The following is a 26,072-nucleotide window of genomic DNA, read 5'->3' as shown; positions in this document are numbered from 1 at the left end:
CGGGGGTCAGGCCCGGCCGGAGCGCCGGGAGACGATGGGGGGCAGCGGGGCCGGCGGCGGCGCGCTCCTGGCGCGTTCGACGGCGACCGCCAGGTCGGCCAGCCGGGGCGTCTCGTAGAGGGCCCTGATCGGGAGGTCGACGTCGAGGTGGCGGCGGATGCGGGAGATCGTCCGCGTCGCGGTCAGCGAGTGGCCGCCGAGGCCGAAGAAGTCGTCCGAGCGGCCGACGTCGGCGACGCCGAACACCTCGCGCCAGATCCCGGCGATCAGCCGCTCCACGTCGGTGACCGGCGCGTCGGCGGTCCGGGCCGGCGCGGGCAGGGCGGCGCGGTCGACCTTGCCCGTCCGGGTCAGCGGCAGCCGGTCGAGCGGCACGATCGCCGAGGGCACCATCGCGGGCAGCAGGCGGGCGCGCAGCGTGGCCAGGATCGCGGCCGGGGCGGGGCCGCCGACGACGTAGCCGACGAGCGTGGCCGCGCCCAGCGCCGCCGCGCCGCGCACGGCGACGGCCGCGTCGCGGACCCCGGCGACCTCGCGCAGCGCGGTCTCGACCTCGCCGAGCTCGACGCGGAACCCGCGGATCTTGACCTGGTCGTCGGCGCGGCCGAGGAAGGCGTAGCTCCCGTCGGGTTCGCGGCGGCCCAGGTCGCCGGTGCGGTAGCGGCGGGCGCCGGGCGGGCCGTCGGGGTCGGGCGTGAACCGGTCGGCGGTGAGCCGGGGGTCGCCGAGGTAGCCGCGCGCCACGGCCGGGCCGCCGACGTGGATCTCCCCCTCCTCCGACAGGCTGACCCGCCGGTCGCCGACCGGCCGGCCGATCGGGATCTCCCCGTCGGCCGAGGTGATCTCGTGGGTGGTCGCGAAGACCGTGCACTCCGACGGGCCGTAGCCGTTGACCAGGCGGGTGCCGGGCAACGCGGCGCGGGCGCGGGCGACGTGCGCGCGCGAGAGCGTCTCACCGCCGGTGAGCAGCCAGCGCACCCCGGCCAGCAGGCCGGGCTCGGTGTCGACGACGACGTTGAACGCCGTCGCGGTCAGCCACAGGACGGTCACGCCCGCGTCGCGGGCCAGCCGGGCCACGTCGAGCGGGTCGGTGACCTCCGGCGGGCACACGACGACCCGGCCGCCGGTGAGGAGCGCCGGGTAGACGTCGAGCACGTGGCCGTCCCACGACTGCGCCGAGTGGTGCAGGGCGACCCGCGGGGCGCCCCAGGGCGTGCCGGCGAAGAACCCGGGGACGGCGCGGTGGGGCACCTCGATGCCCTTCGGCACCCCGGTCGAGCCCGACGTGAACGGGAGGTAGACCAGGTCGTCCGGGTCCACCGGCAGGCCGAGGTCGGTCGCCGGGAGGCCCGCGAGCTCGCTCTCGGGGGGCGGCGCGGAGACGATCAGCTTGGGGCGGGCCCGTTCGGTCATCGCCGCGAGCCGGTCGGCGGGCAGCCCCGGTTCGAGCGGCAGGTAGGCGGCGCCCGCCTTGAGGGTGGCGAGCATGGTGACGATCGTCTCGATGCCGCGCGGCATCGAGACGCCGACCACGTCACGCGGGCGCACGCCCCGCCCGGCCAGGTGCCGGGCCAGCCGGTTCGCGGCGGCGTTGAGATCGGCGTACGACATGAGCCCGGACGCGGACTCCAGCGCGACGGCGGCGGGCGCGATGCGCGCCCGCTCCTCGAAGAGCTCGTGGATGACGGCCATGCGGTCACTGTCGGGGCCGCCGGTATCCGGGCGGTTTCTCCGCGACCTCGGCGATACCTGCGTGAGGGCGCGGGGATAACGGCCGCTCCCAGACTCGCCATCGTGGCTGATGATGACGCTGTACGTACCGAAGCGGCGATCGAGCGCATTCTGCGCACGCTCGTGGACAACGAGCACGCCGCGCGTAGGACGCTGACGATGGTCCCATCCGAGAACGCCATGTCGGGCCTGGCCAAGCTGCCGCTGCTCCTCGACACGTATCACCGCTACTTCTTCAACGAACTCCACGACCCCGGCCGCTGGCACTTCCCCAGCGGCGCGCCGGCGGCGGACGTCGAGACGTCCGTCACGATCCCGCTGCTGCGCGAACTGGCCCGCGCCGGGCACGTGACCGTGCGCCCGCTCAGCGGCCTCAACGGCATGCTGCTGGTCCTGGCCGCGCTCGGCGGCCCGCCGGGCTCGACCGTCGCGACGATCGCCCAGGAGAACGGCGGCCACTACGCGACCGAGGGCATCGCCGGGCGTCTCGGCCAGCGGGTCGTCACCCTGGCCGGGCCGAACCCGCACGAACTCGACTACGAGGGGGTGACGCGGGTGGTCGCCGCCCACCGGCCCGCCCTGGTGTACGTCGACCAGTCGAACTGCCTGTTCCCCGTGGACGTCGCCCGCCTGGTGGCCGCCGCGCGGGCCGCCGACCCCGGCGTGCTCGTGCACGTCGACGCCAGCCACTGGATGGGCCTCATCCTCGGCGGCGTCTTCGCCAACCCGCTGGAATGCGGCGCCGACAGCTTCGGCGGCTCCACGCACAAGACGTTCCCCGGCCCGCAGAAGGCGGTCTTCTGCACCAACCGCGACGACGTGGCCGACCGGATCAGGCAGGCGCAGGACTACCTGATCAGCAGCCACCACTTCGGCGCGGTGCTCAGCCTGGGCCTGGCCCTGGCCGAGTTCCGCGACCTCGGCGGCGCCGAGTACGCCGGGCGTGTGGTCGCCAACACCCGCCGCTTCGGCGGCCTGCTGCACGACCGGGGGCTGCCCGTGGTCGCCGCCGAACGCGGCTTCACCGCCGGCCACCAGCTCTGGCTCGACACCGAGGCGGCCGGGCTGCCCGCCCGCGAGGCCGCCGGCCGCCTCTACCGGGCGGGCATCCGGGTGAACTTCCAGGACCTGCCCGGCCTGCCGCGGCCCGCCGTCCGGATCGGCCTCAACGAGGTCACTTACCGGGGGCTCGGCAAGGCCGAGGTGGAGGAACTGTCGGACGTGTTCGCCGCCGCCGTGACCGACTCCGCCCCGGCGTCGGTGCTCGCCGCCCGTACGGCCGCGCTCCGGCACAGCGTGCGCACGGCGACCAGCCCCGACCTGACGATCTCCCCGCTGCGGGACACGGCGGTGCGGCTGTGCCTGGCGGCGCTGCTCGACGTCTCTCCCGAGGAGGTGCCCGATGCCGCTCACGCTGCGTGACCCCACCCGCCGTCAGGGCGGCGACCTGCGCGACCTCGGCGACGCCGTGCTCGACCTGAGCACCTGCGTCAACCGTTACGGGCCGCCGCCCGCCGTCGGGGCCGCGCTCAACGGGCTCGACGCGCGTCACCTGATGCCCCACCCGTACGAGGCCGAGCGGTTGTTCACCGCCGCCTGCGCCGACCACCTCGGGCTGCCCGAGGAGGAACTGGTGGCGGGGCGCGGCATCACCGAGTTCATCCGGCTGCTCGGCCAGGTGCTGCCCGCCGGGCGCACCGCCGTCGTCACCCCCGACTACACCGACACGATCCGGGTGTTCCCCCGGCACGTCGGCCCGCCGCCGGGTCTCGTCGACACGGTCGACACCCGGCTCGACCGCATCGACCTGGCCATGAGCCGGTTCTCCCACGTCGTGGTCTCCAACCCCAACAACCCTCTCGGGCTGCACGTCCCGCCCGCCCGGCTGGCCGAGGTCTGCGCCCGCCACCCGGGCTCGACGCTGGTGGTCGACGAGGCGTACATCGAGTTCACCGCCGACGGCGCGCGGGGCTCGACGGCCTGGTCGGGGGCGCGCAACCTGGTCGTGCTGATGTCGCCGAACAAGCCGTTCGGGATCGCGGGCACCCGCACCGGCATCATGTGGACGCCGTCGGCCGAGCTGCGCGAGCGCATCAGGCGGCGGCAGATGAACTGGCCCATCTCCTACCTGGACGCCCTCGTCGCCGCCGTCGCCCTGGCCTCCACCGGCTGGCTGGCCGACACGCGGGCCCGCCTGCTGCGCACCGCGCGGCGCATGGACGCCCTGCTGGCCGCGCACCTCGGGCCGGTCGTCGCGGCGCCCGTCCACTACCGGTTCGTGCCCACCGCCGACGCGGCCGGCCTGCACGCCCGCCTGCTGCGCGCCGGGGTGGCGGTGCGCGCCTTCGACGGCGCCGAACCCGGCCGCGTGCCCGGCCTGCGGATCACCGCCCCCACCGAGTCCGAGCTGCCCCTGCTGGCGGCCGCCCTGAGAGAAAGCGGGGTCTGACCATGAGCAGACCGGTCATCGGCATCACCTCCTACATCGAGAAGGCGGCGTGGGGGGTCTGGGACGTGCCGGTCACGCTCGTCCCGCAGGGTTACGTCGACGGCGTGACCCGCGCGGGCGGCCGCCCGGTCGTGATCCCGCCCGACGAGGAGGATGTGGGCGTCCTGGACCGGCTCGACGGCCTGATCCTTTCGGGCGGCGCCGACCTCGCCCCCGCCCTCTACGGTTCACCGGCCCACCGCGAGACGCGGACCGCCCCCTACCGGGACGCCGCCGAACTGACCCTGCTGCGCGAGGCGCTCGCCCGCGACCTGCCGGTGCTGGCCGTCTGCCGGGGCCTGCAGCTCCTCGCCGTCGTGTACGGCGGCCGCCTCCACCAGCACCTCCCCGAGGCGCTCGGCACCTCGGCCCACCGACCGGCCGTCGCCGTCTACGGCGAGGTGCCCGTCACCCTCGCGCCCGGCAGCCTGGCGGCCTCGATCCTCGGGCCGTCGGCCACCGTCAAGTGCTACCACCACCAGGGCGTCGCCGACCCCGGCACGCTGACCGTCACCGGGTGGTCGCCCGACGGCCTGCCGGAGGCGGCCGAGGACCCGGCGCGCCGGTTCGTGCTCGGCGTGCAGTGGCACCCGGAGGAGATGGGCGACGACCGGCTGTTCGCGGCCCTGGTCGACAACGTCCGGACGACGGTGCTGCGATGATCGTCCTGACCCGCCACCGCGATCCGATCGCCCACCTGTCGATCGCCGACCCTTCGGGCCGGGTGCTGCGCGACCCCGCCGGGGAACTCCCGAGGGTGACGCGGGCTCCGGGCGAGCCGCTGGAGGCCGCCGTCCACCGGGCCCTGGCCTCGATGGGCGTCACGCCCGACCGGGTCGAGCGGACGTGGCACCGGCTGACCAGCGCCAACGAAGGCGGCGAACTGGTGCGCGGCGAGGAGTCGCTCTTCAGCGCCACGACCGGGGCGCGGCCCGCCCCCGAGGGCCTCCACTGGGCCTGACGACGGCGACCTCAGGCCCGGGCCAGGATCAGGTCTTCGACGGCTTGGGGCAGGGTGGTCGCGAAGTCGAGCAGCTTGACCCACTCGGGCTCGACGCCGACGACGACCATGCGCTCGTAGAGCTCCCACCCGCCGCCGGATTCTCTAGGCGACCTTCGCCGCGGGCGCGGTCCAGGTGTTGCAGGCGCCGGGCCGGCCCGACTGGTAGCCCTTCTTCATCCAGTACACGCGGTTGGCGGGCTTGCCGTTGTGCTTGAGGTAGGAGTACTCCGGCGGCTCCATGCCCGAGATCACCTGCTTGAAGTCGGTGACCTTGCGGCCCAGGCTCTTGGCCGACACCCCGGCGAAGCAGTCGCCCTGCAGGAAGTAGCGGTGCGTCTGCTCCGCGATGTCCTCGCCGCTCCGGTCGTTGGGCATGGCCGAGTAGGCCGCGCCGATGCCCGTCATGCCCTGGACGACGCCGTTCCAGGCCCTGATGAGGGCCGCGAACACCTTCGTGTCGCTCTTGGCCTTGATCCAGTCGTCGGCCAGCCGGACGTCCAGGGACCGGGAGCAGATCTCGGCGTAGGAACCGGCGATGTCGTTTCCGCTGGCGCACGCCTGCTCGTCCTGCTTGAAACGCACCTTGACCGGCTGGAAGCCGTTGATCGTGCCCTTCCAGGCGGTGTTCAGGCAGGAGACGATCTTCTTGACGTACTTCTCGGCCGAGGCCTTGGTGGTGCCCTTGACCGCCTTGCAGGAGACCTTCTTGAGCGCCGGCTTCTTGTAGACGGCGTTGTCGGTCAGGGTGGGCTGGCCCTTGACGGGGGCGGCCTGGGCGGGCCCGGCGAACAGGACGAACGCCGCGACGGCGACGCCGGCTAATTTCATGATCATGCACCGGAGGGTAGCGGGCCACCGCCCACCACCAGCCGGCGCCCGCCGCACCCTTGCGGGCGGCGTCGCCGTCGGGGCTCATGTGTCCTCTATCGCGGCGGGCGGGGCAGAAGGTTCCAGGACCCGTCTCGGCCACCCACATCTGGCGCGCGGAGTCAATGACGGCGCCGGCGGTCTGGCTAGGCTTCGAGCTGCCATGGGCGAGACTCCCGCTGACGACAGGAGTTCGCGGTGACCGTCGAAGACGACCTCGGCCGGAACCGGCTCGTTCACCGCGAGCGGCGGAGCCGATTGCTCATTTCGACCCTCATCGCGGCCGCCGCAGTGGCGGTCGTGGTCGTCGTCGGGGCGGTGGCCGGGGTCGGCTCGGACCTGCTCCCCGCAGATCCGGCGGCCGGGATCGGCGAGGAGCCGGCGGACAGCCGGCGGACGGTCCTGCCCACGTCGGGATCACCCGAGCCGGCGGAGGTCATACTGCCCGACGGCGCGCCTCCGGAGGAGGTGTGGCCGGAGGCCGTGGTGACGGTGCCGCGGAAACTCGACGACGGGACCTCTCTCGAAGGGCTCCTGTTCGCCGACCGCACGACTCTCGTGCTGCGGAGCAAGGTCGACCACGAACGTACCGCCGCCTTCTACGCCTACGACCTGACCACCCGGGAGTTCCGCAAGATCACCGACGCCCTCGTGCCGGAGCGGCGGTTCTCCGGCGGTCACGCCGTGGCGGGCGACCGGCTCGTCTGGTGGGTGAACACCGAGAGATACGCCGACGGAGAGGTGTGGGCGGCGCCGCTGGCCGGCGGGCCGCCGGTCCGGCTGGCCAAGTTGCCGCGTGGCGCGTTCGGGCGCGTCGAGCTCGTCGGCGACCGGCTGGTCTACTCCCTCCAGGGCGGCGACGTGCTCAGCCTCCCCCTGGACGGCGGAACGGCGGCGCCGGTGCCGGGCGGGCAGGGACTGACCCTGCTGGAGTGGCCGTGGGCGGGCACGCCGCCCACCGTGGACGGGGACGACAAGGTCCTGTTCCGTCACCTGGTCAACCTGCAGACCGGCGAGACGGCCGACGCCGTCGTCGGACCGGGCGACCTGTACGTGCAGTGCGGGGTGACCACCTGCACGGGCGCGCGCGAGGTGGACGGCGGCCACCGGTCGTTCGTCCGCGACCGCGACGGATCGCACGAACGGGCGATCCAGGGCCTCGGGCCCGCGCTGGCCGCCGACCGGTTCCAGCACCTGAAAGAGGGCACCGGGAGGCTGGTCGACCTGCGGACCGGGAAGGTCGCCGACCTGGGGGTGGTGATCCCCGAGGTCACCAACGAGTCCTTCGTGCTGCTCTACACCGACGTCATGACCCGCGACGCCATCGCCTACTGGCGCGGCGACGAGCTCGTGTTCGTCGACCTGCGGCGGATCATCGCGGGCTCGTGAGGAACCGTCCGCCGAGAGGCGTGTAGAAAACGGGCCGGCGGCTCCGACTCATGGGTGGAAGCCCGACCAAAGGAGCCCGCTCATGTCCGCGGTACGCGTGCACAACCTCTCGATCTCGCTCGACGGTTTCGCCACCGGTGACGGTCAGGCCCTCGACGCGCCGTTCGGGCACGCCGGGGAACGGCTGCACGAGTGGATGTTCGCCACCCGCTTCTGGGACGAGACGGGAGGGGGCAGCGGGGCCGACCACGTCTTCGCGGCGCGGCACGGTCACGGCATCGGGGCCGAGATCATGGGGGCCGGGAAGTTCGGGCCGCCCGGCTGGCAGGACGACCCTGCCTGGCGGGGCTGGTGGGGGGAGACGCCGCCGTTCCGGACGCCCGTGTTCGTGCTCACGCACCGGCCCAGGCCGTCGATCGAGATGGACGGCGGCACCACGTTTCACTTCCTGGACGCCTCGCCCGCCGAGGCGCTCGGGCGCGCGCGGAAGGCCGCCGACGGGCTGGACGTGCGCGTCGGCGGCGGGCCCACGGTCGTTCGCGACTTCCTCGCCGCGGGGCTCGTCGATCACCTGCACGTGGTGCAGGTGCCGATCCTGCTCGGCCGTGGGGTGCGGCTCTGGGACGGGCTGGAGGCGCTGGAGGAGACGTACACGATCGAGGCGGTCTCGACGCCCTCAGGTGTCACGCACCTGACGTTCACCCGTCAGGAACGCACGCTCTTGCGCGACGCGGTGACGGCGTAGCTGACGGCGAGGAGGATCAGGGCCGGCGGGAGGAAGACCCACATCGGCCAGAAGTAGAGCAGTTCGCCCTCGGTCAGGCTGAGGATGACCCAGATGACCAGGTTGAGGGCGACCTTGGCGGCCCAGGCGATCCAGACGACCTTGAGCCAGCGGGGTAACGACGACGTCGCCACCGCCGGGGCCTTCGTCTGGGTGACGGTGGGGGCCGCCGTCTGGGCGCTGGGGAGGTCGAGCAGCAGGTTGTCGAGGTCGCCGAAGGTCACCGAGGTGTAGGCGCGGCTCATGCGGTCGTTGTACTCGTCGAGGCTGAGGCGGCCCTCGTCCACGGCGGCCAGCAGGCGGGCGACGGCGGCCTCGCGATCGTTGTCAGAAACCCGGACGTCACGTCGGTCTGCCATTGACTGTCTCCTCGAGGGTCATGTGTTCGCGGGCCAGGAGGCGGTCGATGGCGGCCGTCTCCGCGTTGTCGGCGTTTCGGTCGGTACGGCGGCGTTCCGCCATAACGGTCAGGTAGGGCCGGGCCGCCTCGCGGTCGACGCGGTCGAGGAAGGCCGCCAGCATCAGATCGCGGCTGTGGCGCAGCGCGGGGTCGACGTGGCCCGACGCGAGGGCCAGCCAGGTGGCGGCGACGTCGGCGGCCGAGGCGCCCCGGCCGGCGGTGGCCCAGTCGATGACGCGCGGGCCGTCGCCGGTCAGCAGGACGTTGTGCGGGTGGAGATCGAGGTGGAGCAGGTGGTGGCCGGCACAGGCGGCGGGCAGCCAGCCGGGGGCGCGGACGGCGGACAACTTCTCGAGCAGGTCGGCGAGGAGGGTGCCGTGGTCGCGGACGCGGCGCGGGTGGGCGGCGGCGTCCTGGAAGAGGCTCGGGCCGTCGAGGCGCTCCATCAGGATGTCGGGACCCTCGGCGTCGTAGACCTGCGGCGCGGGGAAGCCGCCACGGCTGGCGTGGCGCATGACCGACGCCTCGCGTTCGAGGCTGCGGCCGTCTTTGGCCCGCCGGATGACCTTGCCCGCTCCGGCCTCGTAGATGTCGCAGTCACGCCCCGATCCGATCAGGCAACCCACGCGCATGGTAGTCAGGTTAAGCGGTCAAGGGCCGCATTTGTCGGGCCTCCCGGTGACATCTTCTCACCGCTGATCGATGTCGGCATCAGGCGTGCCGGAGGCTCGGCCACAGGGCCGACCAGGGGACCGGAGCGGCCCCGCAGAGGCGGATGACGTTCTCGCTCACCTGATTGTCGACGTCGTATCCGATGTCGACCGGGCCGACGAGACGGCAGTCGGTGAACCGCGCGGGGATGCGGCGGTTCTCGGCGGCGTGCACCAGGAGGACGGGGCCGTCGGCGCTGTCCGGGGGCGGCCCCCAGTCGGCGTAGCTCATGTGCCCCGAATAGGCGTCGGGGAGGCCGTGCTCCGGGCCGTAGCGCGCGATGGCGGCGGCCTCGCCGTAGTTCTGGGCGAGGATGACGGCGCGGGCGCGGTCGGCTTCGGGGATCTGGCGCCAGGCGCCGGCGACCGACCTCACGAACTCCGGCCAGCCGATCTGCTCCCCCACTTCGGCGTTCACCGCGTTCGGCACCCCCGCGGCGGCGGGCGGCAGGACCGGCAGCCCGATGACGGCGTTGACGGCGGCCGCGACCGCGATGCCCGCGACGAGAAGGCGCGGGCGGACCCGGCGGACGACGGGCGCCACGCCGGCCGCCAGCGAGACCAGCAGCAGCGGCAGCACGTAGTAGGACTTGCCGCCCGCGACCAGCACGGCGGCGAACAGCAACACGGTCGCCACGGGGATCAGCCGGGCCCAGCGGACCGACGGGTCGCGCCACAGGCGGATCAGGCCGGCCGCCCAGATGGGGAAGAACAGCGGGGAGAGCTGCACGATCAGGAGCGGGAAGAGCATCGCGCGGTCGTCGGCGCCGTCTTCGCTGATCCCGGCCGCGACCGTGAACTGCGGCCAGCCGTGGGCGGCGCTCCAGATCAGGTTGGGCGCGGCGATGACCACGGCGATGAGCGCGCCGATCGGCAACCACCGGGTGCGCAGCACGTCTCTCGGCCCGACCAGCAGCAGCGCCAGGAACAGGCTCACCACCAGCAGGCCCAGCAGCTGCTTGTTCTCCATGCCGACGCCGACCGCGACGCCGATCGCCACGAACCAGCGGCCGTCCCCGGTGCGGAGCAGGCGCAGCACCAGCAGGCTGATCACCAGCCAGGCGAGCATGTCGAAGGTCGCGGTGGCGAGCAGGTGGCCCAGGCCCAGCACGATCGCCGAGGCGGCCGCGCAGCAGGCGGCGACGGTCTGCACCCGGCGGTCGCCGCCGAGTTCGCGGGCGATCAGGGCGACGGTCACGACCGAGGCCACGCAGAGGATCGTCGCGACGACGCGGAGCGCGGACGGGGAGTCGCCGAGCAGGGCGGTGCTCGCGCGGGCGAGCAGGGGGGTCAGCGGCGGCTGGTCGACGTAGCCCCAGTCGGGGTGGTCGCCGGCGACCATGAAGTAGAGCTCGTCCCGGTGGAATCCGTAGCGGCCGGACAGGGCGGTCAGCACGGCCGCGAGCGCCGCCGCGACCGCGGCGACCGGGCCTGCCGCGAGGGAGGGCAGCCCCCTGAGGCGACTGTCGCCTTCCTCCGGCAGCTTCGTGTCAGAGCGTTCGATAGTCACCCGGAGAGTCTGACATCGACGGGTCAATATGAACAGCGAGTTCATGTCAAGCGGAAACGGCCGTTTTCGCAGTTCAGCGGGCCCGGAGCCGGAACCCCTGTCTTCGCCGCGCGGGCGGTAGGGGGAAACCCCTGCGCGCCGTTGGCCGGTTGTCCCCGGCCACTTCCTGCCAATAGCGGCCGGGCCGCCCGCCGCTACTGTAGCGGTAACTCGATTTCCCCAGCCGAATTCTCGAATTATCAATTCGCGAGCACGCGAAAAGCACCGTCTTTTCGAGGTGAATACTCAAGGAGGTGACACGTTGCTGCAAGCCATCGATCTTGTCAAGCGATACGGCCCGGTCCTGGCGTTGGACGGGTTCAGCCTGAGTGTGGCGGCCGGCGAGATCGTCGGCCTGGTCGGGCACAACGGCGCGGGCAAGACGACCTTCGTGGAGATCGTGTCGTACCTGATCCGTCAGGACGGCGGTCACGTGACCATCGACGGACGTCCGCCGTCGGCGAGCAGGGGGCGGGTGGGCGTCGCGCCGCAGCACATCGCGCTCTATCCGTCCGTCACCGTGCGCGAGCACCTCACCCTGTTCGGGAAGCTCGCGGGGCTGCGCCGGGCCGCGCTCGACGGCGCCGTCGAGGAGCTGACCGTCGCGCTGCGGATGGGCGCGTTCATCGACCGCCGGACGGCGGGGTTGTCGGGCGGGCAGCAGCGGCGGGTCCAGGCGGCCACCGCGCTCATCAACCGGCCCGGCCTGCTGCTGCTGGACGAGCCGACCGCGGGCGCCGACCTGGAGACCCGCGAGGCGATGCTCGACGTCGTTAAGCAGCGCGCGGGCGACGGCGCGGCCGTCGTCTACACCACCCACTACCTGCCCGAACTGGTCGAGCTGCAGGCCACCATCGCGGTGGCGCGCAACGGGAAGATCATCGCGCGGGGCACCTACGACGAACTGGTCGACGGACTGCCCGGGGAGGTGCGGCTGATCCACGACAACGAGGAGGAGGTCCGCGTCTCCACCACGCAGCCGGCCGCCACCCTGATCGACCTGCTGGGCCGCGCCGAGCGGCCGATCAGCACGATCGAGGTGCACAACCCCTCCTTGGACGACCTCTACCGATCCCTGGCGGTCAGCGATGCTCCTTGACACCGGCTACCGCGCCGGGCCGGCCGCCACCCTGCGCGAATCCCTCTACCGGATCCGCGCGCTGGCGAGCAACAACACCCTCATCCGGCTCCGCGACCCCGGCCAGACGATCAGCTACGTGGTCATGCCGATGGTCCTGATGCTGGTCCTGAAGCCGCTCTACGTACGGGCGGTCGAGGGCGGCACCACCAAGGTGGTGACCGGGCTGCTGGTCATGTTCTCGGTGTTCGCGATCTCCATCGCGGGCAACGCGATCCTGGCCGAGCGCACCTGGAAGACCTGGGACCGGCTCCGGGTGAGCCGGGCGCCGGCCGCCGAGCTGCTGATCGGCAAGACCCTGCCGATCTACGTGGTGATGGTCGCGCAGCAGACCATCCTGCTGGTGTACGGCTGCCTGGTCATCGGCCTGCCCATCCCGGGCAACGTCCCGCTGGTCCTGGGGGCCATCCTGCTCTGGGCGTTCACGTTGCTGGCGATCGGCGCGCTGCTGGCCGCCGTCGTGCGCAGCCACGGCGAGCTCAGCGTGATCACGGACGTGGGCGCGCTGACGCTCAGCTCGCTCGGCGGGGCGCTGGTGCCGCTGAGCCTGATGCCGGAGTGGGCGCAGGTCGCCGCGCAGGCGTCCCCCGGTTACTGGGCCCTGCAGATGCTGCAGGCCGCGGTCGTCGGCGACACGGCCGGAGTCCTGCTGCCCGCGGCGATCCTGCTGGGCATCGCGCTGGTCTGCGGCGTGTTCGCGATCCGCCGGCTCACCCGCGGCTGGGGCCGCGGCGGGCTGCTCTAAGAGAATTCCCACTTAAAAAACTCGGTGAATAGGGGCGTGTTGATGACGCAGCAACATCCACCCGCGGACGATTCCGATATTGCGATCATCGGCATGGCCGGTCGATTCCCGGGAGCCAATGACGTAGAAACGTTCTGGCGGAACATCAGCACCGGAGTCGAATCCTTCACGCGTTTCTCGGATGAGGAACTCATTGAGGCGGGTGTGCCGGCGGCGACGTTCTCGAAGCCGAACTACGTCCGGAGCCGGCCGATTCTCGACGAGATCCGCGGCTTCGACGCGGCGTTCTTCGGCTACAACCCGCGCGAGGCCACGCTGGCCGATCCGCAGCAGCGGCTCTTCCTCGAGTGCGTGTGGGAGGTGCTGGAGTCGGCCGGGTACGGCTCGCCGGAGAGCCGGGGCTCGGTCGGGGTGTTCGCCGGCATGAACATCAGCGGCTACCTGCTGACCCGGCTGCAGGCGTTCGCCATGGGCATCGACACCTCCGCGCTGATGATCGGCAACGACAAGGACTCGCTGGCCACGAACGTGTCGTTCCGGCTCGACCTGTCGGGGCCGAGCGTGACCGTGCAGACGTTCTGCTCGACCTCGCTGGTCGCGGTGCACCTGGCCGGCGAGGCGCTGCGCCGCGACGAGTGCGACATGGCCCTCGCGGGCGGCGTGTCGGTCCGCATCCCGGACCGGACGGGCTACCTGTGGGAGGAGGGCGGCCAGGAGTCGCCCGACGGCCACGTGCGGACCTTCGACGCGCAGGGCCGCGGCAGCATGTTCGGCGACGGCGCGGCCGTGGTCGCGCTGAAGCGTCTGGGCAAGGCGATCGAGGACCGGGACACCGTGCTCGCGGTCATCCGCGCCTCGGCGATCAACAACGACGGCGCGATGAAGTTCAGCTACCTGGCCCCCAGCATCGACGGCCAGCGCCGCTGCGTCTCCAAGGCGATCGAGAAGGCGGGCGTGGACCCGTCGCAGATCTCCTACGTCGAGGCGCACGGCACCGCCACCGAGGTCGGCGACCCGATGGAGGTCGCGGCCCTGACCAGGGCGTTCGGCCAGACCGAGAAGAAGCAGTACTGCATCCTCGGTTCGATCAAGCCGAACGTCGGCCACCTCGACCGCGCCTCCGGCGCGACCGGCCTGATCAAGGTCGTCCAGTCGCTGCGCAACGAGCTGATCCCCGGGACGCTGCACTACACCTCGCCGAACCCCGAGATCGACTTCGAGACCAGCCCGTTCTACGTCACGTCCCAGCCCACTCCCTGGCCGCGCAGCGCCGACCGGCCGCGCATCGCCGGGATCAGCTCACTCGGCATGGGCGGCACGAACGCGCACGCGATCATCGTCGAGGCCCCCGTCCCGGCCGCGCGCCGGGAGCGGCCGCGCCGCTGGCAGATCCTCCCGGTGTCGGCCCGGTCGGCCGCCTCCGCCGAGCGCATGGCGGCCCGCCTGGGCGAGCGCCTCGCCGCCGACCCCGGGCTGGACCTGGGCGACGTCGCGTACACCCTGCAGAAGGGCCGCAAGGTCTTCAACCACCGCAAGGTCGTCGTCGCCGACGGCAACGCCAAAGCCGCCGCGCTGCTCGCGGACCCGGCCGGGCCTCTGGGCCGGACCGACACGGCGGTCGGCCGCAAGACCGGGTTCCTGATCGCCGGCGTCGGCGAGCAGTACCCGGGCATGGTCGCCGCCCTGTACGAGGCCGAGCCCGGTTTCCGGGCCGACGTGGACGAGTGCGTCAGCCTGCTGGGCCTCACCGAGGCGTCGCAGCTCTCCGACGTCTTCGTGCCGGCCGCACCCGCGAGCGCCCCCGACCTGGCCGCGCTGCTCGGGCGGACCGGTGACACCTCGGCGCGGTCGGTGCCGAACGCGCACCTCATCCAGCCCGCCGTGTTCGTCGCCGAGTACGCGCTGGCCCGGCTGCTGACCAGCTGGGGCGTCAAGCCGGAGATCATGGTCGGCTACAGCCTCGGCGAGTACGTCGCGGCCTGCCTGTCCGGCGTGTTGTCGCTGGCCGACGCGCTCAAGCTGGTCGCCTACCGGGCCAAGCTGATCACCTCCCAGCCGGAGGGCGGCATGCTGGCCGTGGCCGCCGACGAGCGGCGGCTGAAGGCGGTGTTGGGCGACCTCGACCTCGACGTCGCGGTCCGCACCGGCTCGCAGCTCGTGCTGGCCGGGCCCGACGACGTCGTCGAGGCCGCCGCGGCGCGGCTCAGAGCGGCCGAGATCGGCTGCCGCCGCCTCCAGACCACGCACGCCTTCCACTCCCGGATGCTCGAACCGGTCGCGGCCGAGCTGACCTCCTGGATCAGCGCCAACGTGACGCTGCACCCGCCGGTCATCCCGTACGTCAGCAACGTCACCGGCGAGATCGCCACCGCCGGCCTGGTCACCGACCCCGGCTACTGGGCCCGCCACATGTGCGAGACGGTCGAGTTCGGCGCCGGGCTCGCGCACGTGCTGCGCGGCGGCGACCTGACCCTGACCGAGATCGGCCCCGGCTCGTCGCTCGGCGCGCTGACCCGCGGCCACCCCGACTGCGACCGCGACCAGTGGCCGCTGATCGTCACCACCCTGCCCGGCCAGGGCGACCAGGTGGAGACGCTCGCCGCCACCGCGACCGCCGTCGCCAAACTCTGGCTGGCCGGGGTTCCGATCGACTGGGACGCCCTGCACGACGGCTGGACGCCCGGCCGTGTCCCGCTGCCGACCTACCCCTTCGACCGCCAGGACTACTGGCTGGAGATCGACCAGTCGGCGCTGACCACCGGCGTGCCCCTGCTGGACGAGAGCGACCCCACCAGCATCGCGACCGCGCTGCCGCGGCTGCCCGACGAGCGCTGGATCAACGTCCCGGTGTGGCGGCAGACCGCGCCCCAGCTGGTGCGCGAGGAGGAGCAGACCAAGTGGCTGCTCTTCACCGACGCCGGCCTGGCCGACACGCTGACCGGATCGGTGCGCGCCGCCCTGGCCGCGCTCGGCCACGAGGTGGTCCTGGTCCGGCCCGGCGACGCCTACGCCGACACCCCCGACGGCTTCGTCGTCCGCCCCGGGTCACAGGACGACGTCGTCGCCGCCCTGCGGACGCTCGGCGGCCGTGACTTCGCGCCGGAGCGGGTCGTGCACCTGTGGACCGCCGACCCGGCCCCCGCCGGCGGCGACGCCACCCAGGAGTGCCTGAAGCGCGGCCTCCACACGCTGGTCTCGTTCGCCCGGGCCGCGGTCGACCTCGGCCTGCCGACCTGGGCGCTGGACATCGTCACCGTCGGCAGCCAGAAGGTGCTGACCGGCGACGACGTCATCCCCGAGCGCAACACGCTGCTCGGCCCGACCCGGCTCATCCCGGTCGAGTACCCCAGGGTCAGGACCCGCCTGATCGACGTCGACGCCGGCACCGGACCGGCCGCCCTGCGGGGGCTGCTGGCCGAGCTGCGGGCCGAGCCCGCCGACCAGGTCGTCGCGCTGCGCGAGGGCCGCCGCTGGACGCCGGGCTACGAGGTGCTGGACGCCGCCAACATCGACCGGACCGCCCCGGCCGTGGAGGTGCGGCGCGGCGGCACCTACCTGGTGACCGGCGGCCTGGGCGGCATCGGCCTGGGCATGGCCGAACTGCTGGCCGGCAAATACCAGGCCAACGTGGTCCTCATGGGGCGCACCGCGGTCCCGCCGAAGGACCAGTGGAACCAGATCCTGGCCGCCCCCGGCACCGCCGACGAGGTGCGGCGGCGCGTCGAGGGGCTGCGCCGGCTGGAGGCGAACGGCGCCGGGGTCGTCACCGTGGCCGGGGACGTGTCCAAGGTCGCCGACGTGCGGCGGGCCGTCGACGCGGCGATCGAGCACTTCGGCGAGCTCAACGGCGTGCTGCACTGCGCGGGCGTGCCGGCGGTCGGCCTGATGCAGTTCAAGACCGTGGCCGACATCGAGCGCACGCTCGCGCCGAAGGTGGCCGGTTCGCTGGCCCTGGCCGAGGTGCTCAAGGACGTGCCGGTCGACTTCCTGGCCCTCTACTCCTCCACCACCTCCGCCACCGGCGGCGGCGCCGGCCAGGTCGACTACTGCGCGGCCAACGCGTTCCTCGACTCCTTCGCGCTCAGCGACCCGCTGCCCGGCGCGCTGGTCACCTCGGTCGACTGGTGCGAGTGGACGTGGAACGGCTGGACGGAGGGCCTGGAGAACTACGACGAGGGCTCCAAGCAGTACTTCACCTGGTACCGGGGCCTGTTCGGGCTCAGCTTCGAGGACGGCTTCGAGGCGCTCGTCCGGGTGCTGGCCAGCGGCGAGCGCCATGTCGTCGCCTCCACGCAGGACTTCGCGCCGCTGGTCGCGATGAGCCGCAAGTCGTCGATCGAGAGCCACCAGGCGACGGTCAAGAAGCTGCGGGACGCCTTCGGGCGGCACCCCAGGCCCGACCTGTCGACCGCGTTCGTGGAGCCGCAGAACGAGACCGAGGAGAAGATCGCCGAGGTGTGGACCGAGGCGCTCGGGCTGGAGTCGGTCGGCGTCCACGACAACTTCTTCGAGCTGGGCGGCAACTCGCTGCTGGGCATGGAGATCATCGCGGAGGTCCGCAAGGCGCTCGGCCTGACCTACCTCCCCCCGCACATCCTCTACCAGTCGCCCACCATCTCGTCGCTCGCCGAAGCGGCCACCGCGGGCGAGGCCAGCGAAGAGCAGACGGCCGACGTGCGCGAACAGCAGCGCACCTCGCGCATCGAACAGCGGCGGAACATGCTCCGGAGCGGAAGGACGTCATGACAGAAACCGACTACGCCTCGGCGGTGGCGCTGATCGGCATGTCCGGTCGTTTCCCGGGCGCCGACAGCGTCGCCGACCTGTGGCGCAACGTACTGTCCGGGATCAAGGGGCTGCGCGAGATCACCGACGCGGAGCTGCGCGAGGCCGGCGTCGAGCCCGGGCAGATCGCCGACCCGCGCTACGTGCGGATCGGCGGCCCGCTGGCCGACCTGGAGCACTTCGACGCGGGGGTCTTCGGGATCAACCCGCGCGAGGCCGAGATGATGGACCCGCAGCACCGGCTGTTCCTGGAGTGCTCGTGGGAGGCGCTGGAGGGGGCCGGCTACTGCCCCACCGACGTGCCGGGCCAGGTCGCGGTGTTCGGCGGGTGCGGGTTCCCCGACTACGTCGTGAAGAACATCTTCCACCAGGCCAGCCAGCCCGGCGGCGCGATGCTGATGGCGATCGGCAACGAGCGCGACTCGCTGGCCTCGCTGGTGTCGTACAAGCTGGGGCTGCGCGGACCGGCGGTGTCGGTGCAGACCTTCTGCTCCACGTCGCTGGTGGCGGTGCACCTGGCCTGCCAGAGCCTGCTGACCTACGAGTGCGACATGGCGCTGGCCGGCGGCGCGTTCACGCCGCTCCCCCAGCCGGCCGGCTACCTGTACGAGCAGGGCGGCATCATGTCGCCCGACGGGAAGGTCCGCAGCTTCGACGCCGAGGCGGGCGGCACCGTGATGGGCAGCGGCGTCGGCACGGTGGCGCTCAAGCGCATGGAGGACGCGCTCGCCGACGGCGACGTGATCCACGCCGTCATCCTCGGCTCGGCGTCCAACAACGACGGCCGCATGCGGGCCGGCTACACCGCGCCGGGCGTCGACGGCCAGGCCGACGTGATCGAGTCGGCGCTCGGCGTGGCCGGGGTCAAGCCCGACACCATCGGGTACGTCGAGTGCCACGCCACCGGCACCATGCTGGGCGACTCGATCGAGCTGGCCGCGATGAACCGGGTGTTCACCCAGCCGCGCGAGACCCCGGCCGTGCTCGGTTCGCTGAAGCCGAACCTGGGCCACCTCGACCGGGCCTCCGGCGTGACCGGGCTGATGCGGGCCGCGCTGAGCCTCAAGCACGAGCTGCTGCAGGGCGTGCCCGACTACGTCCAGCCGAACCCGGCGCTGGCCACCGCGCAGGACCGGTTCACGGTCCTGACCGAGCACCGGCCGTGGCCGGAGGGCCCGCACCCGCGCCGGGCCGGGGTCAGCTCGTTCGGCCTCGGCGGCACCAACGCGCACGTGGTGCTGGAGCAGGCGCCGCCGCGCGCGGCCCTCCCGCACCGGCCGGGCCCGCACCTGCTGACGTTCTCGGCCGCCGACGAGAAGGCGCTGAACGCGCTCGGCGAGCGGCTGGCCGCCCACCTGGCCGGCGACTCCGGCGACGACGTCGCGGACGTGGCGTTCACGCTGCAGGTGTCGCGCGGCGGGTTCGCGCTGCGGCGCGCGGTCGTGGTCGCCGACCGCGACGACGCGGTCGTGGCGCTGACCGACCCGGCCCGCTGGATCGACGCCAAGACCCAGCGCCGCAACCCGAAGGTGCGCCTGGTCACGCCGGAGGGCGTGCCGGAGAGCTGGTGGCCGGAGCTGCTCGCGGCGGTCGACGCCGTGCTCGGCATCGAGGACGGCACCGACCGGCACGACGCGGTCGGCGCGCTGGCCGACGGGCTGCGGCGGCTCGGCGTCCAGGTGACGCGCGAGGACGCCGGTCAGGCGTCGGAGGAGATCGCCGTCGCCCCCGTCGACGGGGCGCCCGCGGCCGAGTGGCTGCTGGCCACGCTGGCCCGGTTGTGGCAGGCCGGCAGCACGATCGACTGGACCGCGCTGCACCGGGGCGCGGGCCGCCGGGTCGAACTGCCCACCTACCCGTGGCAGAAGCGCCGCTACTGGGTGAAGGCCACCCCGAACACCCAGGCCGCCCCGGTGAGCAACGACAAGACCTTCGACCGGTCGAAGTGGACGTACCTGCCGACCTGGAGGCAGCGGCCGTTCGCGGTCGCCGACCTCGACGAGCGGCTGCGCGCGGCCGGTCCCTGGCTGGTCTTCGCCGACGACGCCCGGGGCGAGGCCCTGATCGACCGGCTGAACGCGGCGGGCGCCGAGGTCACGGCGGTGCGGAGCGGCGAGAGCTTCGACCAGGACGACTCCGGCGACTTCACCATCCGGCTGGACCAGCCCGACGACATGGCCGAGCTGCTCTACTCGCTGCTGGTCGCGCCCCGCGCGATCGTCCACGGGTTCAGCCTGGCCTCGGCCGAGCCCGGACCGGGTCACGACCCGGCCGCGCACTTCGACGCCGAACAGCACCGCGGCTTCTACTCCGTGCTGGCGCTGGCCAGGGAACTGGTCGACAACAGCGGCTCCGCGCCGCGCGCCGAACTCGCCCTGCTCACCTCGGGTGCGGTCGGCGTGGTCGGCTCGGACCTGCGCCACCCGGAGCACTCCACGCTGGCGGCGCTGGCCCCCAGCCTGGCCCAGGAGAACCCGCGCATCCGGGCCCGCACCATCGACGTCGACGCCGCCGGCGACGCCGTCCAGATCCTGGCCGCGATCCTGGCCCCGCACGAAGGCCCGGTCGCGGTCCGCGCCGGCGAGACCTGGCTGCGCGCCTACGAGCAGTTCCCGATCGACGAGCTGACCGAGGAGACCCGCCCGATCAAGCACGGCGAGACCGTGCTGATCACCGGCGGCCTCGGCGACGTCGGGCTCGTGCTCTCCCGGCACCTGGCCGCCGCGTACCGCTGCAACCTGGTGCTCACCGCCCGGTCGCCGCTGCCGCCCCGCGAGGAGTGGGAGGAGTTCCTGGCCGGAACGCCCCAGGGTGGCGAGCGCACCGCCCGGCACATCCGCAACATCCTGGACCTGGAGAGCCGGGGCGCGACCGTGCTCTGCCTGTCGGCCGACGTGGCCGACGAGGAGGCGATGGCGGCCGTGGTCGAGGCCGCGGTCGAGCGGTTCGGCGGGATCGACGTGGCGGTGCACGGCGCGGGCGTGCAGGACGGGGCGTACTTCAACTTCGCCCACCTGATGGACCGCGCGCAGTGCGACGCCCACCTGGCCACCAAGGTCACGGGCTTCCACGTGCTGCAGAAGGTGCTCGGCGGGCACGCCGCCGACCGGCGCATCACGTTGTCGTCCATCGCGGCGGTGCTGGGCGGCATGACGCTCGCGCCGTACGCGGCGGCCAACGCGGCGCTGGACGCCTACATCCGGCAGTCCCGGGTGGCGGGCGGCAGCCGCTGGGTGACCGTCGACTGGGACACCTGGAGCATCGACGCCAGCCGTCTGGAAGGCCACAGCGAGGCCGTCGTCGGCTTCGCGATGGCCCCGGCCGAAGGCGTCGACGTCTTCGAGCGCGCCCTGTCGGCCACCGACCGGGTCGGCCATCTGGTCATCTCGACCGGCCCGCTGGAAGGCCGGCTGGCGCAGTGGGTCACCGGCGACATCCACGGCGCCGACGACACCCCCGACGACCAGGAACGCCATCCGAGGCCGGACCTCAACAACCCCTACGTGGAGCCGAGGGAGGGCACCGAGGCGGCGCTCGCCGAGATCTGGTCGCGGGTGCTGGGCATCGAGCCGATCGGCGCCACCGACAACTTCTTCGAGCTGGGCGGCCACTCGCTCCTGGCGATCGAGCTGACCACCCGGATCCGCAAGTCGCTGAACGCGTCGGTCCCGGTGACGGGGCTGCTGGAGTGCCCGACGGTGCGCCTGCTGGCCGAGCTGCTCGACGAACGGGAGACCGGATGAGGCAGCCGGAGCACGTGCGGGCCGTCCAGGCCTTCGCGCGCAGGGAGCTCATCGGCAAGGACGCCTACCTCGACTCGCTGGCCGAGGCGCCGCTCCCGCTGTACGAGCGGTTCGCCGACACCGGCCTGGCGAACTGGTGGGTGCCGAAGGAGTACGGCGGCCCCGGCCTCGGCCTGGAGGACGGCGTGCGGATCGTCGCCGAACTCGCCTACGCCGACGCCGGCGCCGCGTTCACCCTGTTCATCCCGGTCCTGACCACCAGCATGGTGTCCTGGTACGGCTCCCCCGACCTGCGGGACCACTACCTGGGCAAGCTGGTGGCCGGCAGCGGGTTCTGCGCGACGCTCGGCAGCGAGCACGCGGCCGGCAGCGAGCTGGCCAGGATCACCACGACGGCCCGCCGCGACGGGGACGACGTCGTGCTGAACGGGGAGAAGGCGTTCTCCACGAACGCCGACTTCGCCGAGTTCCTGGTGGTGGTCGCCCGGGCCGAACACGACCCGGCCGGCTACCTCGCGGTGCTGGTCCCCCGCGACACCCCGGGCATCCGGATCGACAAACGCTGGGACGTGCTGGGGCTGCGCTCCTCGGCGACGTACCAGGTGACGCTGACCGACTGCCGGGTGCCGGCCGCCAACGTGCTGCGCGGCAACGGGGTGCGGCTGCTGGAGGTGGGGCTGAACGCCAGCCGCATCCTGATCGCCACCACGGCGCTCGGCATCGCCCGCCGGATCCGGGACGTGTGCCTGGAGTACGGCAGGACCAAGCAGGTCAAGGGCGCCGTCCTGGCCGGCAACGCGGTGTTCGCCGCCAAGCTGGGCCAGTTCGAGATGCAGATCGACGTGATGGCCAACCAGTGCCTGGCGGCGGCCCGCCGCTACGACGAGATCGCGGCCCGCCCGGACGCGGCCGCGGAGTTCCTCCGGGTGGGCACGCTGAAGGCGGCGCTGACCACCAAGATGTTCTGCGGCCAGACGGGGTGGCAGATCGCCTCGGCCGCCTCGGAGATGTTCGGCGGCGTCGGCTACACCCACGACGCCGTGATCGGCAAGCTGCTGCGCGACGTGCGGTACGTGTCGATCGTCGAGGGCGGCGACGACGTGCTGCGGGACCTGGTGTTCAACCGGTACGTGGTGCCGGTGTCCCAACGGTCGTGACGATGGCGCCCGCGTAGCCGGGCGCCACGTCGAGCCAGCGAAGGGAACGCGACGAACCCACCGTCGCGTTCCCTTCGTGCGTCACCGGCGCGTCGCGCAGGCCGGCCAGGCCCGCCCCGGTCGCCTTGATGTACGCCTCCTTGGCGCACCACAACCGGAAGTACTCCTCGCGGGGGCACGCGGCCCGGGTCAGGCGCTCGACCTCGGCGGGCCGGTACAGGTGCCGGGCCATGGCCAGATGGTCGAGGTCGTCGCGCACGCGCTCGACGTCGACGCCGACCCGCAGGCCCGGCCGGGCCACCCCGATCAGCGCCCACTCGTCGGAGTGCGACAGGTTGAAGTCGATCGGCCGGCCGACGAGGTACGGTCGGCCGCCGGACTCCGCGCCGAAGACGAGACCGGCCGGCGGCAGGCCGGTGAGCCGCCCGAGGAGCACCCGCAGGACGCCGTGCGCGACGGTGAAGCGGCGGCGCTCGGCCGGGGTCGCCAGCGCCGCCGCTCGGGCCCGCTCGGGCCCGGAAAGCAGCGAGGCCCACCTCGCGCCATCCGGCTGATCGAGGTGGACCCGCCACACGAAGGAGTCCGTCACATCCATTTGAGCAGGGCTTTGGAGATGAGCTTGTGGGTCAGCGCGGCCTGCTCGAACACCGCGAAGTGGCCGCCGACGAACGGCTGGAGCTCGTACTCCCTGGTGGTCTGCTCCCCCCACGGCGTCACCGTCTCGGCCTTGATCCGCGCGTCGTCGGTGCTGGGCATGGCCGTGATGGGCAGGTCCAGCGGCTTCTCGTCGCGGTACTCGTAGGTCTCCTTGATGGTGAAGTCGGCGACCACGGCCGGGAGGATCATGTCCAGCACGCCGGGATCGGTCAGCAGCCACTCCGGCGTGCCGCCCAGCTCGCGGAGCATCGAGACGACCTCCGGCCGGGACATCTGCCCGACCGGCTTGCCGTCCTCGTAGGCGAGCTGCGGGGCGACCGAACCGGAGACGAACAGGTGCACCGGCGGCGGGCCGCCGCGGCGGCGGATCTCGCGGGCCAGCTCGAACGCGACGAGCGCGCCGAGGCTGTGGCCGTACAGGGCGTACCGGCGGTCGATCGAGCCGAGCGAGACGTCCGCCTGGACGATCTCGGCGAGGTCGGCCACCAGCGGGCCCATCCGGTCGTAGGCGGGCTCCCTGAGCCTGCTGTCGCGGCCCGGGAGCTGGAGGGGCTGGACGGCCACCCCCGGCAGGACGCGCAACCAGCTCCGGAAGGTGGAGGCGGCACCGCCGGCGTGCGGCAGGCAGTACAGCGCGAGCGCGCCCGGGCCGGCGCCGGTCTGGCCCGCGAACGGCATCCAGCGGCCGGCCGCGTCGTCAAAGCTCATCGATGATCTCCAGCTGGACGTAGGGCGGGGGCGGCTGGACGGTGCTCAGGTCGGCCTCCAGCACCACGTGGACGCCGTCCCTGCCGACCTCGCGGAACCCGGCGAAGGCGTAGGTGATCTGCATCATCCGGTTCCGGCCGGTCTCCACGAAGTCGGCGCGCACGCTCACCCCGGCCGCCTGGGCCAGCCGCATGATGTGGTTGAGCAGCACCATGCCGACGCCGCGGGACATCACCCGGCACGACATCAGCATCATGTTGAGCCGCCACTCGGTCTCGCCCTTCTCCACCAGGGCCAGGCCGATCTTGCCGTAACTACCGAACCGGTCGGTCAGCGAGGCGACCAGCAGCAGGTGGTCGGGCGACTCGCGCAGCTCGTCGAGCTCCTCGTAGGAGTAGGTGCGGCCGGTCGAGTTGAGCTGGTTGGTGCGGACGGTCAGTTCCTCGGCCCGCTGGAGGTCGTCCCGGACGGCGGGGGCGATGGTGAACCGCATGTCCAGCCCGGCCAGGAACTCCTCGTTGGTGCCGACGAAGCCCGACTCCAGGTCGTCGCGCGCGGCCTGCGCCTGGTACATGGGGCGGCGCTGGGCGGACTCGTCGGTGACGAACCGGGGGATGAACTCCGGCCGCGCCATCGCCTCCTCCAAGTCGACGACGTCGACGAGGGTGACGGCGGGCAGGCCGTGGCCGACCTCGCCGCGCTCGAACTCCTGGTCGTCGACGAAGGCGAACGCGTCGAGCCCGAGGTTGAGCGCCTTCGCGATGCGCGCGATGGACTCGGACTTGGCGTTCCAGTTGATCTGCGGGTGCAGGAACATCTCGTCGAGGCCGAACTCGCGCAGCTTCTCCAGAGCGGCGTCACTGTCGTTCTTGCTGGCGATCGAGTGCAGCACGCCCATCTGGTCGAGCCGGTGGATGTGCGCCGCCACCGCGGGCCGCAGGGTGACCTCGCCGTCCTCCAGCAGCACGCCGTCCCAGAGCGTGTTGTCCAGGTCCCAGACCACGCACTTGATCCGGCCCTGGACCGGCTTCTCCGGGACGACAAGAGGCGTTTCGTCGACCACGGTCATCAGATGATCTCCCGTTCTGCCTGGCTGGCGATGGTGATGCGCTGGATCTCGTTGCTGCCCTCGATGATCTCCATGACCTTGGCGTCCCGGTACAGCCGCGCCACCGGGTAGTCGTGGGAGCAGCCGTTCGCGCCGTGGATCTGGACCGCCTCGGACGCGTGCCGGGCGGCGGCGGTGGAGGCGAAGTACTTCGCCACCCAGGTCGCCATGATCGTGGACGCCTCCCCGGCGTCCTTGAGGCGACCGGCCTCGGCGACGAGCAGGCGGGCCGCCCGCGCGTCGGTGACCATGTCGGAGAGCTTCGCCTGGATCAGCGGCAGGTCCTTGAGGAGCGACCCGCCGACGGTGCGGCGGGAGGCGTACGCGGCGCAGGCCTCCAGCGCGGCCTGGATGATGCCGACCGAGCCGGTCGCCACGCTGTAGCGGCCGAGGTCCAGGGTGCCGGTCAGCACCATGCCGGCGGTGAAGCCGCTCGGGCCGAGCAGCGCGTCCGGGCCGAGCGCGACGTCGCGGAAGGAGATCTCCGCGATCATCGACGCCCGGGTGCCGAGCACGTCCTCGATCGGCGTCACCTCGACGCCGGGGGTGTCCCTGGGCACCAGGAACGCCCCGATGCTGGTGGCCGTGCGGGCGAAGACCAGGAAGAGGTCGGCGCGCTGGCCGTTGGTGATCCACTTCTTGACGCCGTTGAGCACCCAGCCGCCGTTCTTCTCCACGACGTTGCTGGCGATCCCGGAGGCGTCGCTGCCGGCGCCGGGCTCGGACAGGCAGAACGCGGCGAGCACGTCTCCCCGGCCGAGCGCCGGCACCCACTGTTCGCGCTGCGCCGGGCTGCCCCACCGCTGCACCGCCCACGACACCATCGTGTGGACGGTGAGCAGGCTGCGCACGGAGGAGCAGCCCCGGCCCACCTCCTCGTGGACCTCGCCGAGGGTGACCAGGTCCATCCCCCCGCCGCCGGAGTCCCCGGGCAGGAAGGGCGCCCAGAGCCCGGCGGCGGTCATCCGCTCCAGCAGTTCCTCGGGCACCCGGCCCTGCCGGTCGTACGCGTCGGCGTACGGGACGATGTGGGTGTCGACGAACGCCCGGGCGGACTTCCGGTCGGTGACCTGGAGCACGCCCGGCGCGATCTCAGCCTGGGTCGTCATG

General features: G+C 72.7%; 20 protein-coding genes. 11 read left to right on the top strand and 9 right to left on the bottom strand.

From position 1 onward, the window contains the following. Window positions 1-6: 6 nt before the first annotated feature. The gene (locus AW271_RS01395) at window positions 7-1,692 is read right to left on the bottom strand and encodes a non-ribosomal peptide synthetase (protein WP_062330523.1); all 1,686 of its coding nucleotides are present in this window, start codon (window positions 1,690-1,692) and stop codon (window positions 7-9) included. 102 nt (window positions 1,693-1,794) lie between these two features. On the opposite strand from AW271_RS01395, the gene AW271_RS01390 reads away from it, so the two are divergent. From AW271_RS01390 to AW271_RS01375, 4 genes are read left to right on the top strand one after another with little or no spacing between them, the layout of a single operon-like run. Then, entirely contained in the window at window positions 1,795-3,153 is a 1,359-nt protein-coding gene (locus AW271_RS01390) for a PLP-dependent aminotransferase family protein (protein ID WP_157553849.1), read from the top strand. Next, entirely contained in the window at window positions 3,134-4,180 is a 1,047-nt protein-coding gene (locus AW271_RS01385; protein WP_062330518.1) for an aminotransferase class I/II-fold pyridoxal phosphate-dependent enzyme, read from the top strand. The genes AW271_RS01390 and AW271_RS01385 overlap by 20 nt, the downstream gene beginning before the upstream one ends. A gap of 2 nt (window positions 4,181-4,182) precedes the next feature. Continuing rightward, window positions 4,183-4,881 (top strand): gamma-glutamyl-gamma-aminobutyrate hydrolase family protein, encoded by a 699-nt coding sequence (locus AW271_RS01380; RefSeq protein ID WP_062330516.1) that lies wholly within the window; start codon window positions 4,183-4,185, stop codon window positions 4,879-4,881. Then, entirely contained in the window at window positions 4,878-5,180 is a 303-nt protein-coding gene (locus tag AW271_RS01375; protein WP_062330514.1) for a hypothetical protein, read from the top strand. The genes AW271_RS01380 and AW271_RS01375 overlap by 4 nt, the downstream gene beginning before the upstream one ends. Window positions 5,181-5,324: 144 nt before the next feature. Here the strand turns inward: AW271_RS01375 and AW271_RS01370 are convergent, their stop codons facing one another. Continuing rightward, window positions 5,325-6,056, bottom strand: a complete 732-nt coding sequence (locus tag AW271_RS01370; RefSeq protein WP_062330512.1) for a neutral zinc metallopeptidase — start codon at window positions 6,054-6,056, stop codon at window positions 5,325-5,327. Between the two features lie 231 nt (window positions 6,057-6,287). Here AW271_RS01370 and AW271_RS01365 point away from each other — a divergent pair, with 231 nt between their 5' ends. Together AW271_RS01365 and AW271_RS01360 are read left to right on the top strand one after the other, a co-directional pair. After that, window positions 6,288-7,478 carry a hypothetical protein gene (locus tag AW271_RS01365; protein ID WP_062330511.1) on the top strand — a complete coding sequence of 397 codons (1,191 nt, stop codon included), beginning with the start codon at window positions 6,288-6,290 and terminating at the stop codon, window positions 7,476-7,478. Window positions 7,479-7,560: 82 nt separating this feature from the next. Beyond that, window positions 7,561-8,223: a dihydrofolate reductase family protein gene (locus AW271_RS01360; RefSeq protein ID WP_062330509.1), complete on the top strand. Its 663-nt coding sequence runs from the start codon at window positions 7,561-7,563 to the stop codon at window positions 8,221-8,223. Here AW271_RS01360 and AW271_RS01355 read toward each other — a convergent pair. The 3 genes from AW271_RS01355 to AW271_RS01345 form a co-directional block, all read right to left on the bottom strand. Beyond that, a complete protein-coding gene (locus tag AW271_RS01355; protein ID WP_062330508.1) occupies window positions 8,184-8,621 on the bottom strand; it encodes a DUF1707 SHOCT-like domain-containing protein in 438 nt (145 codons plus the stop codon). The two genes, AW271_RS01360 and AW271_RS01355, sit on opposite strands and share 40 nt — an antisense overlap. Next, on the bottom strand, window positions 8,605-9,294 hold the full coding sequence (locus AW271_RS01350) for a phosphotransferase (protein WP_062330506.1): 690 nt from the start codon (window positions 9,292-9,294) through the stop codon (window positions 8,605-8,607). The genes AW271_RS01355 and AW271_RS01350 overlap by 17 nt, the downstream gene beginning before the upstream one ends. A 79-nt stretch (window positions 9,295-9,373) precedes the next feature. Beyond that, window positions 9,374-10,882: a glycosyltransferase family 39 protein gene (locus tag AW271_RS01345; RefSeq protein ID WP_218007911.1), complete on the bottom strand. Its 1,509-nt coding sequence runs from the start codon at window positions 10,880-10,882 to the stop codon at window positions 9,374-9,376. 301 nt (window positions 10,883-11,183) lie between these two features. Here AW271_RS01345 and AW271_RS01340 point away from each other — a divergent pair, with 301 nt between their 5' ends. From AW271_RS01340 to AW271_RS01320, 5 genes are read left to right on the top strand one after another with little or no spacing between them, the layout of a single operon-like run. Then, complete coding sequence (locus AW271_RS01340) at window positions 11,184-12,020, top strand: ABC transporter ATP-binding protein (protein ID WP_062330504.1); 837 nt, start codon at window positions 11,184-11,186, stop codon at window positions 12,018-12,020. Then, on the top strand, window positions 12,010-12,804 hold the full coding sequence (locus AW271_RS01335; protein WP_062330502.1) for an ABC transporter permease: 795 nt from the start codon (window positions 12,010-12,012) through the stop codon (window positions 12,802-12,804). Before AW271_RS01340 ends, AW271_RS01335 begins: the two co-directional genes overlap by 11 nt. Before the next feature lie 42 nt (window positions 12,805-12,846). Next, on the top strand, window positions 12,847-17,550 hold the full coding sequence (locus tag AW271_RS01330; RefSeq protein WP_063817818.1) for a type I polyketide synthase: 4,704 nt from the start codon (window positions 12,847-12,849) through the stop codon (window positions 17,548-17,550). Further along, on the top strand, window positions 17,547-21,332 hold the full coding sequence (locus tag AW271_RS01325; protein WP_062330500.1) for an SDR family oxidoreductase: 3,786 nt from the start codon (window positions 17,547-17,549) through the stop codon (window positions 21,330-21,332). The genes AW271_RS01330 and AW271_RS01325 overlap by 4 nt, the downstream gene beginning before the upstream one ends. After that, window positions 21,329-22,489, top strand: coding sequence for an acyl-CoA dehydrogenase family protein (locus AW271_RS01320; protein WP_062330499.1), 1,161 nt, complete (start codon window positions 21,329-21,331; stop codon window positions 22,487-22,489). Before AW271_RS01325 ends, AW271_RS01320 begins: the two co-directional genes overlap by 4 nt. Here AW271_RS01320 and AW271_RS01315 read toward each other — a convergent pair. The 4 genes from AW271_RS01315 to AW271_RS01300 are packed head-to-tail and all read right to left on the bottom strand — an operon-like array spanning window position 22,452 to window position 26,071. Next, window positions 22,452-23,078 carry a 4'-phosphopantetheinyl transferase family protein gene (locus AW271_RS01315; RefSeq protein ID WP_062330496.1) on the bottom strand — a complete coding sequence of 209 codons (627 nt, stop codon included), beginning with the start codon at window positions 23,076-23,078 and terminating at the stop codon, window positions 22,452-22,454. The genes AW271_RS01320 and AW271_RS01315 overlap by 38 nt on opposite strands. Continuing rightward, complete coding sequence (locus tag AW271_RS01310) at window positions 23,075-23,854, bottom strand: thioesterase II family protein (RefSeq protein WP_083975915.1); 780 nt, start codon at window positions 23,852-23,854, stop codon at window positions 23,075-23,077. Before AW271_RS01310 ends, AW271_RS01315 begins: the two co-directional genes overlap by 4 nt. After that, the gene (locus tag AW271_RS01305; RefSeq protein ID WP_062330494.1) at window positions 23,844-24,923 is read right to left on the bottom strand and encodes an HAD-IIIC family phosphatase; all 1,080 of its coding nucleotides are present in this window, start codon (window positions 24,921-24,923) and stop codon (window positions 23,844-23,846) included. The genes AW271_RS01310 and AW271_RS01305 overlap by 11 nt, the downstream gene beginning before the upstream one ends. Next, on the bottom strand, window positions 24,923-26,071 hold the full coding sequence (locus tag AW271_RS01300; RefSeq protein WP_062330492.1) for an acyl-CoA dehydrogenase family protein: 1,149 nt from the start codon (window positions 26,069-26,071) through the stop codon (window positions 24,923-24,925). Before AW271_RS01300 ends, AW271_RS01305 begins: the two co-directional genes overlap by 1 nt. Window position 26,072 lies beyond the last annotated feature (1 nt).

The sequence above is a fragment of the Herbidospora sakaeratensis genome, from assembly GCF_001570525.1.
GTDB classification, from domain to species: Bacteria; Actinomycetota; Actinomycetes; order Streptosporangiales; family Streptosporangiaceae; genus Herbidospora; species Herbidospora sakaeratensis.
Note: the sequence above shows the minus strand (reverse complement) of the source record. Positions and strands in the feature narration are given on the sequence as shown.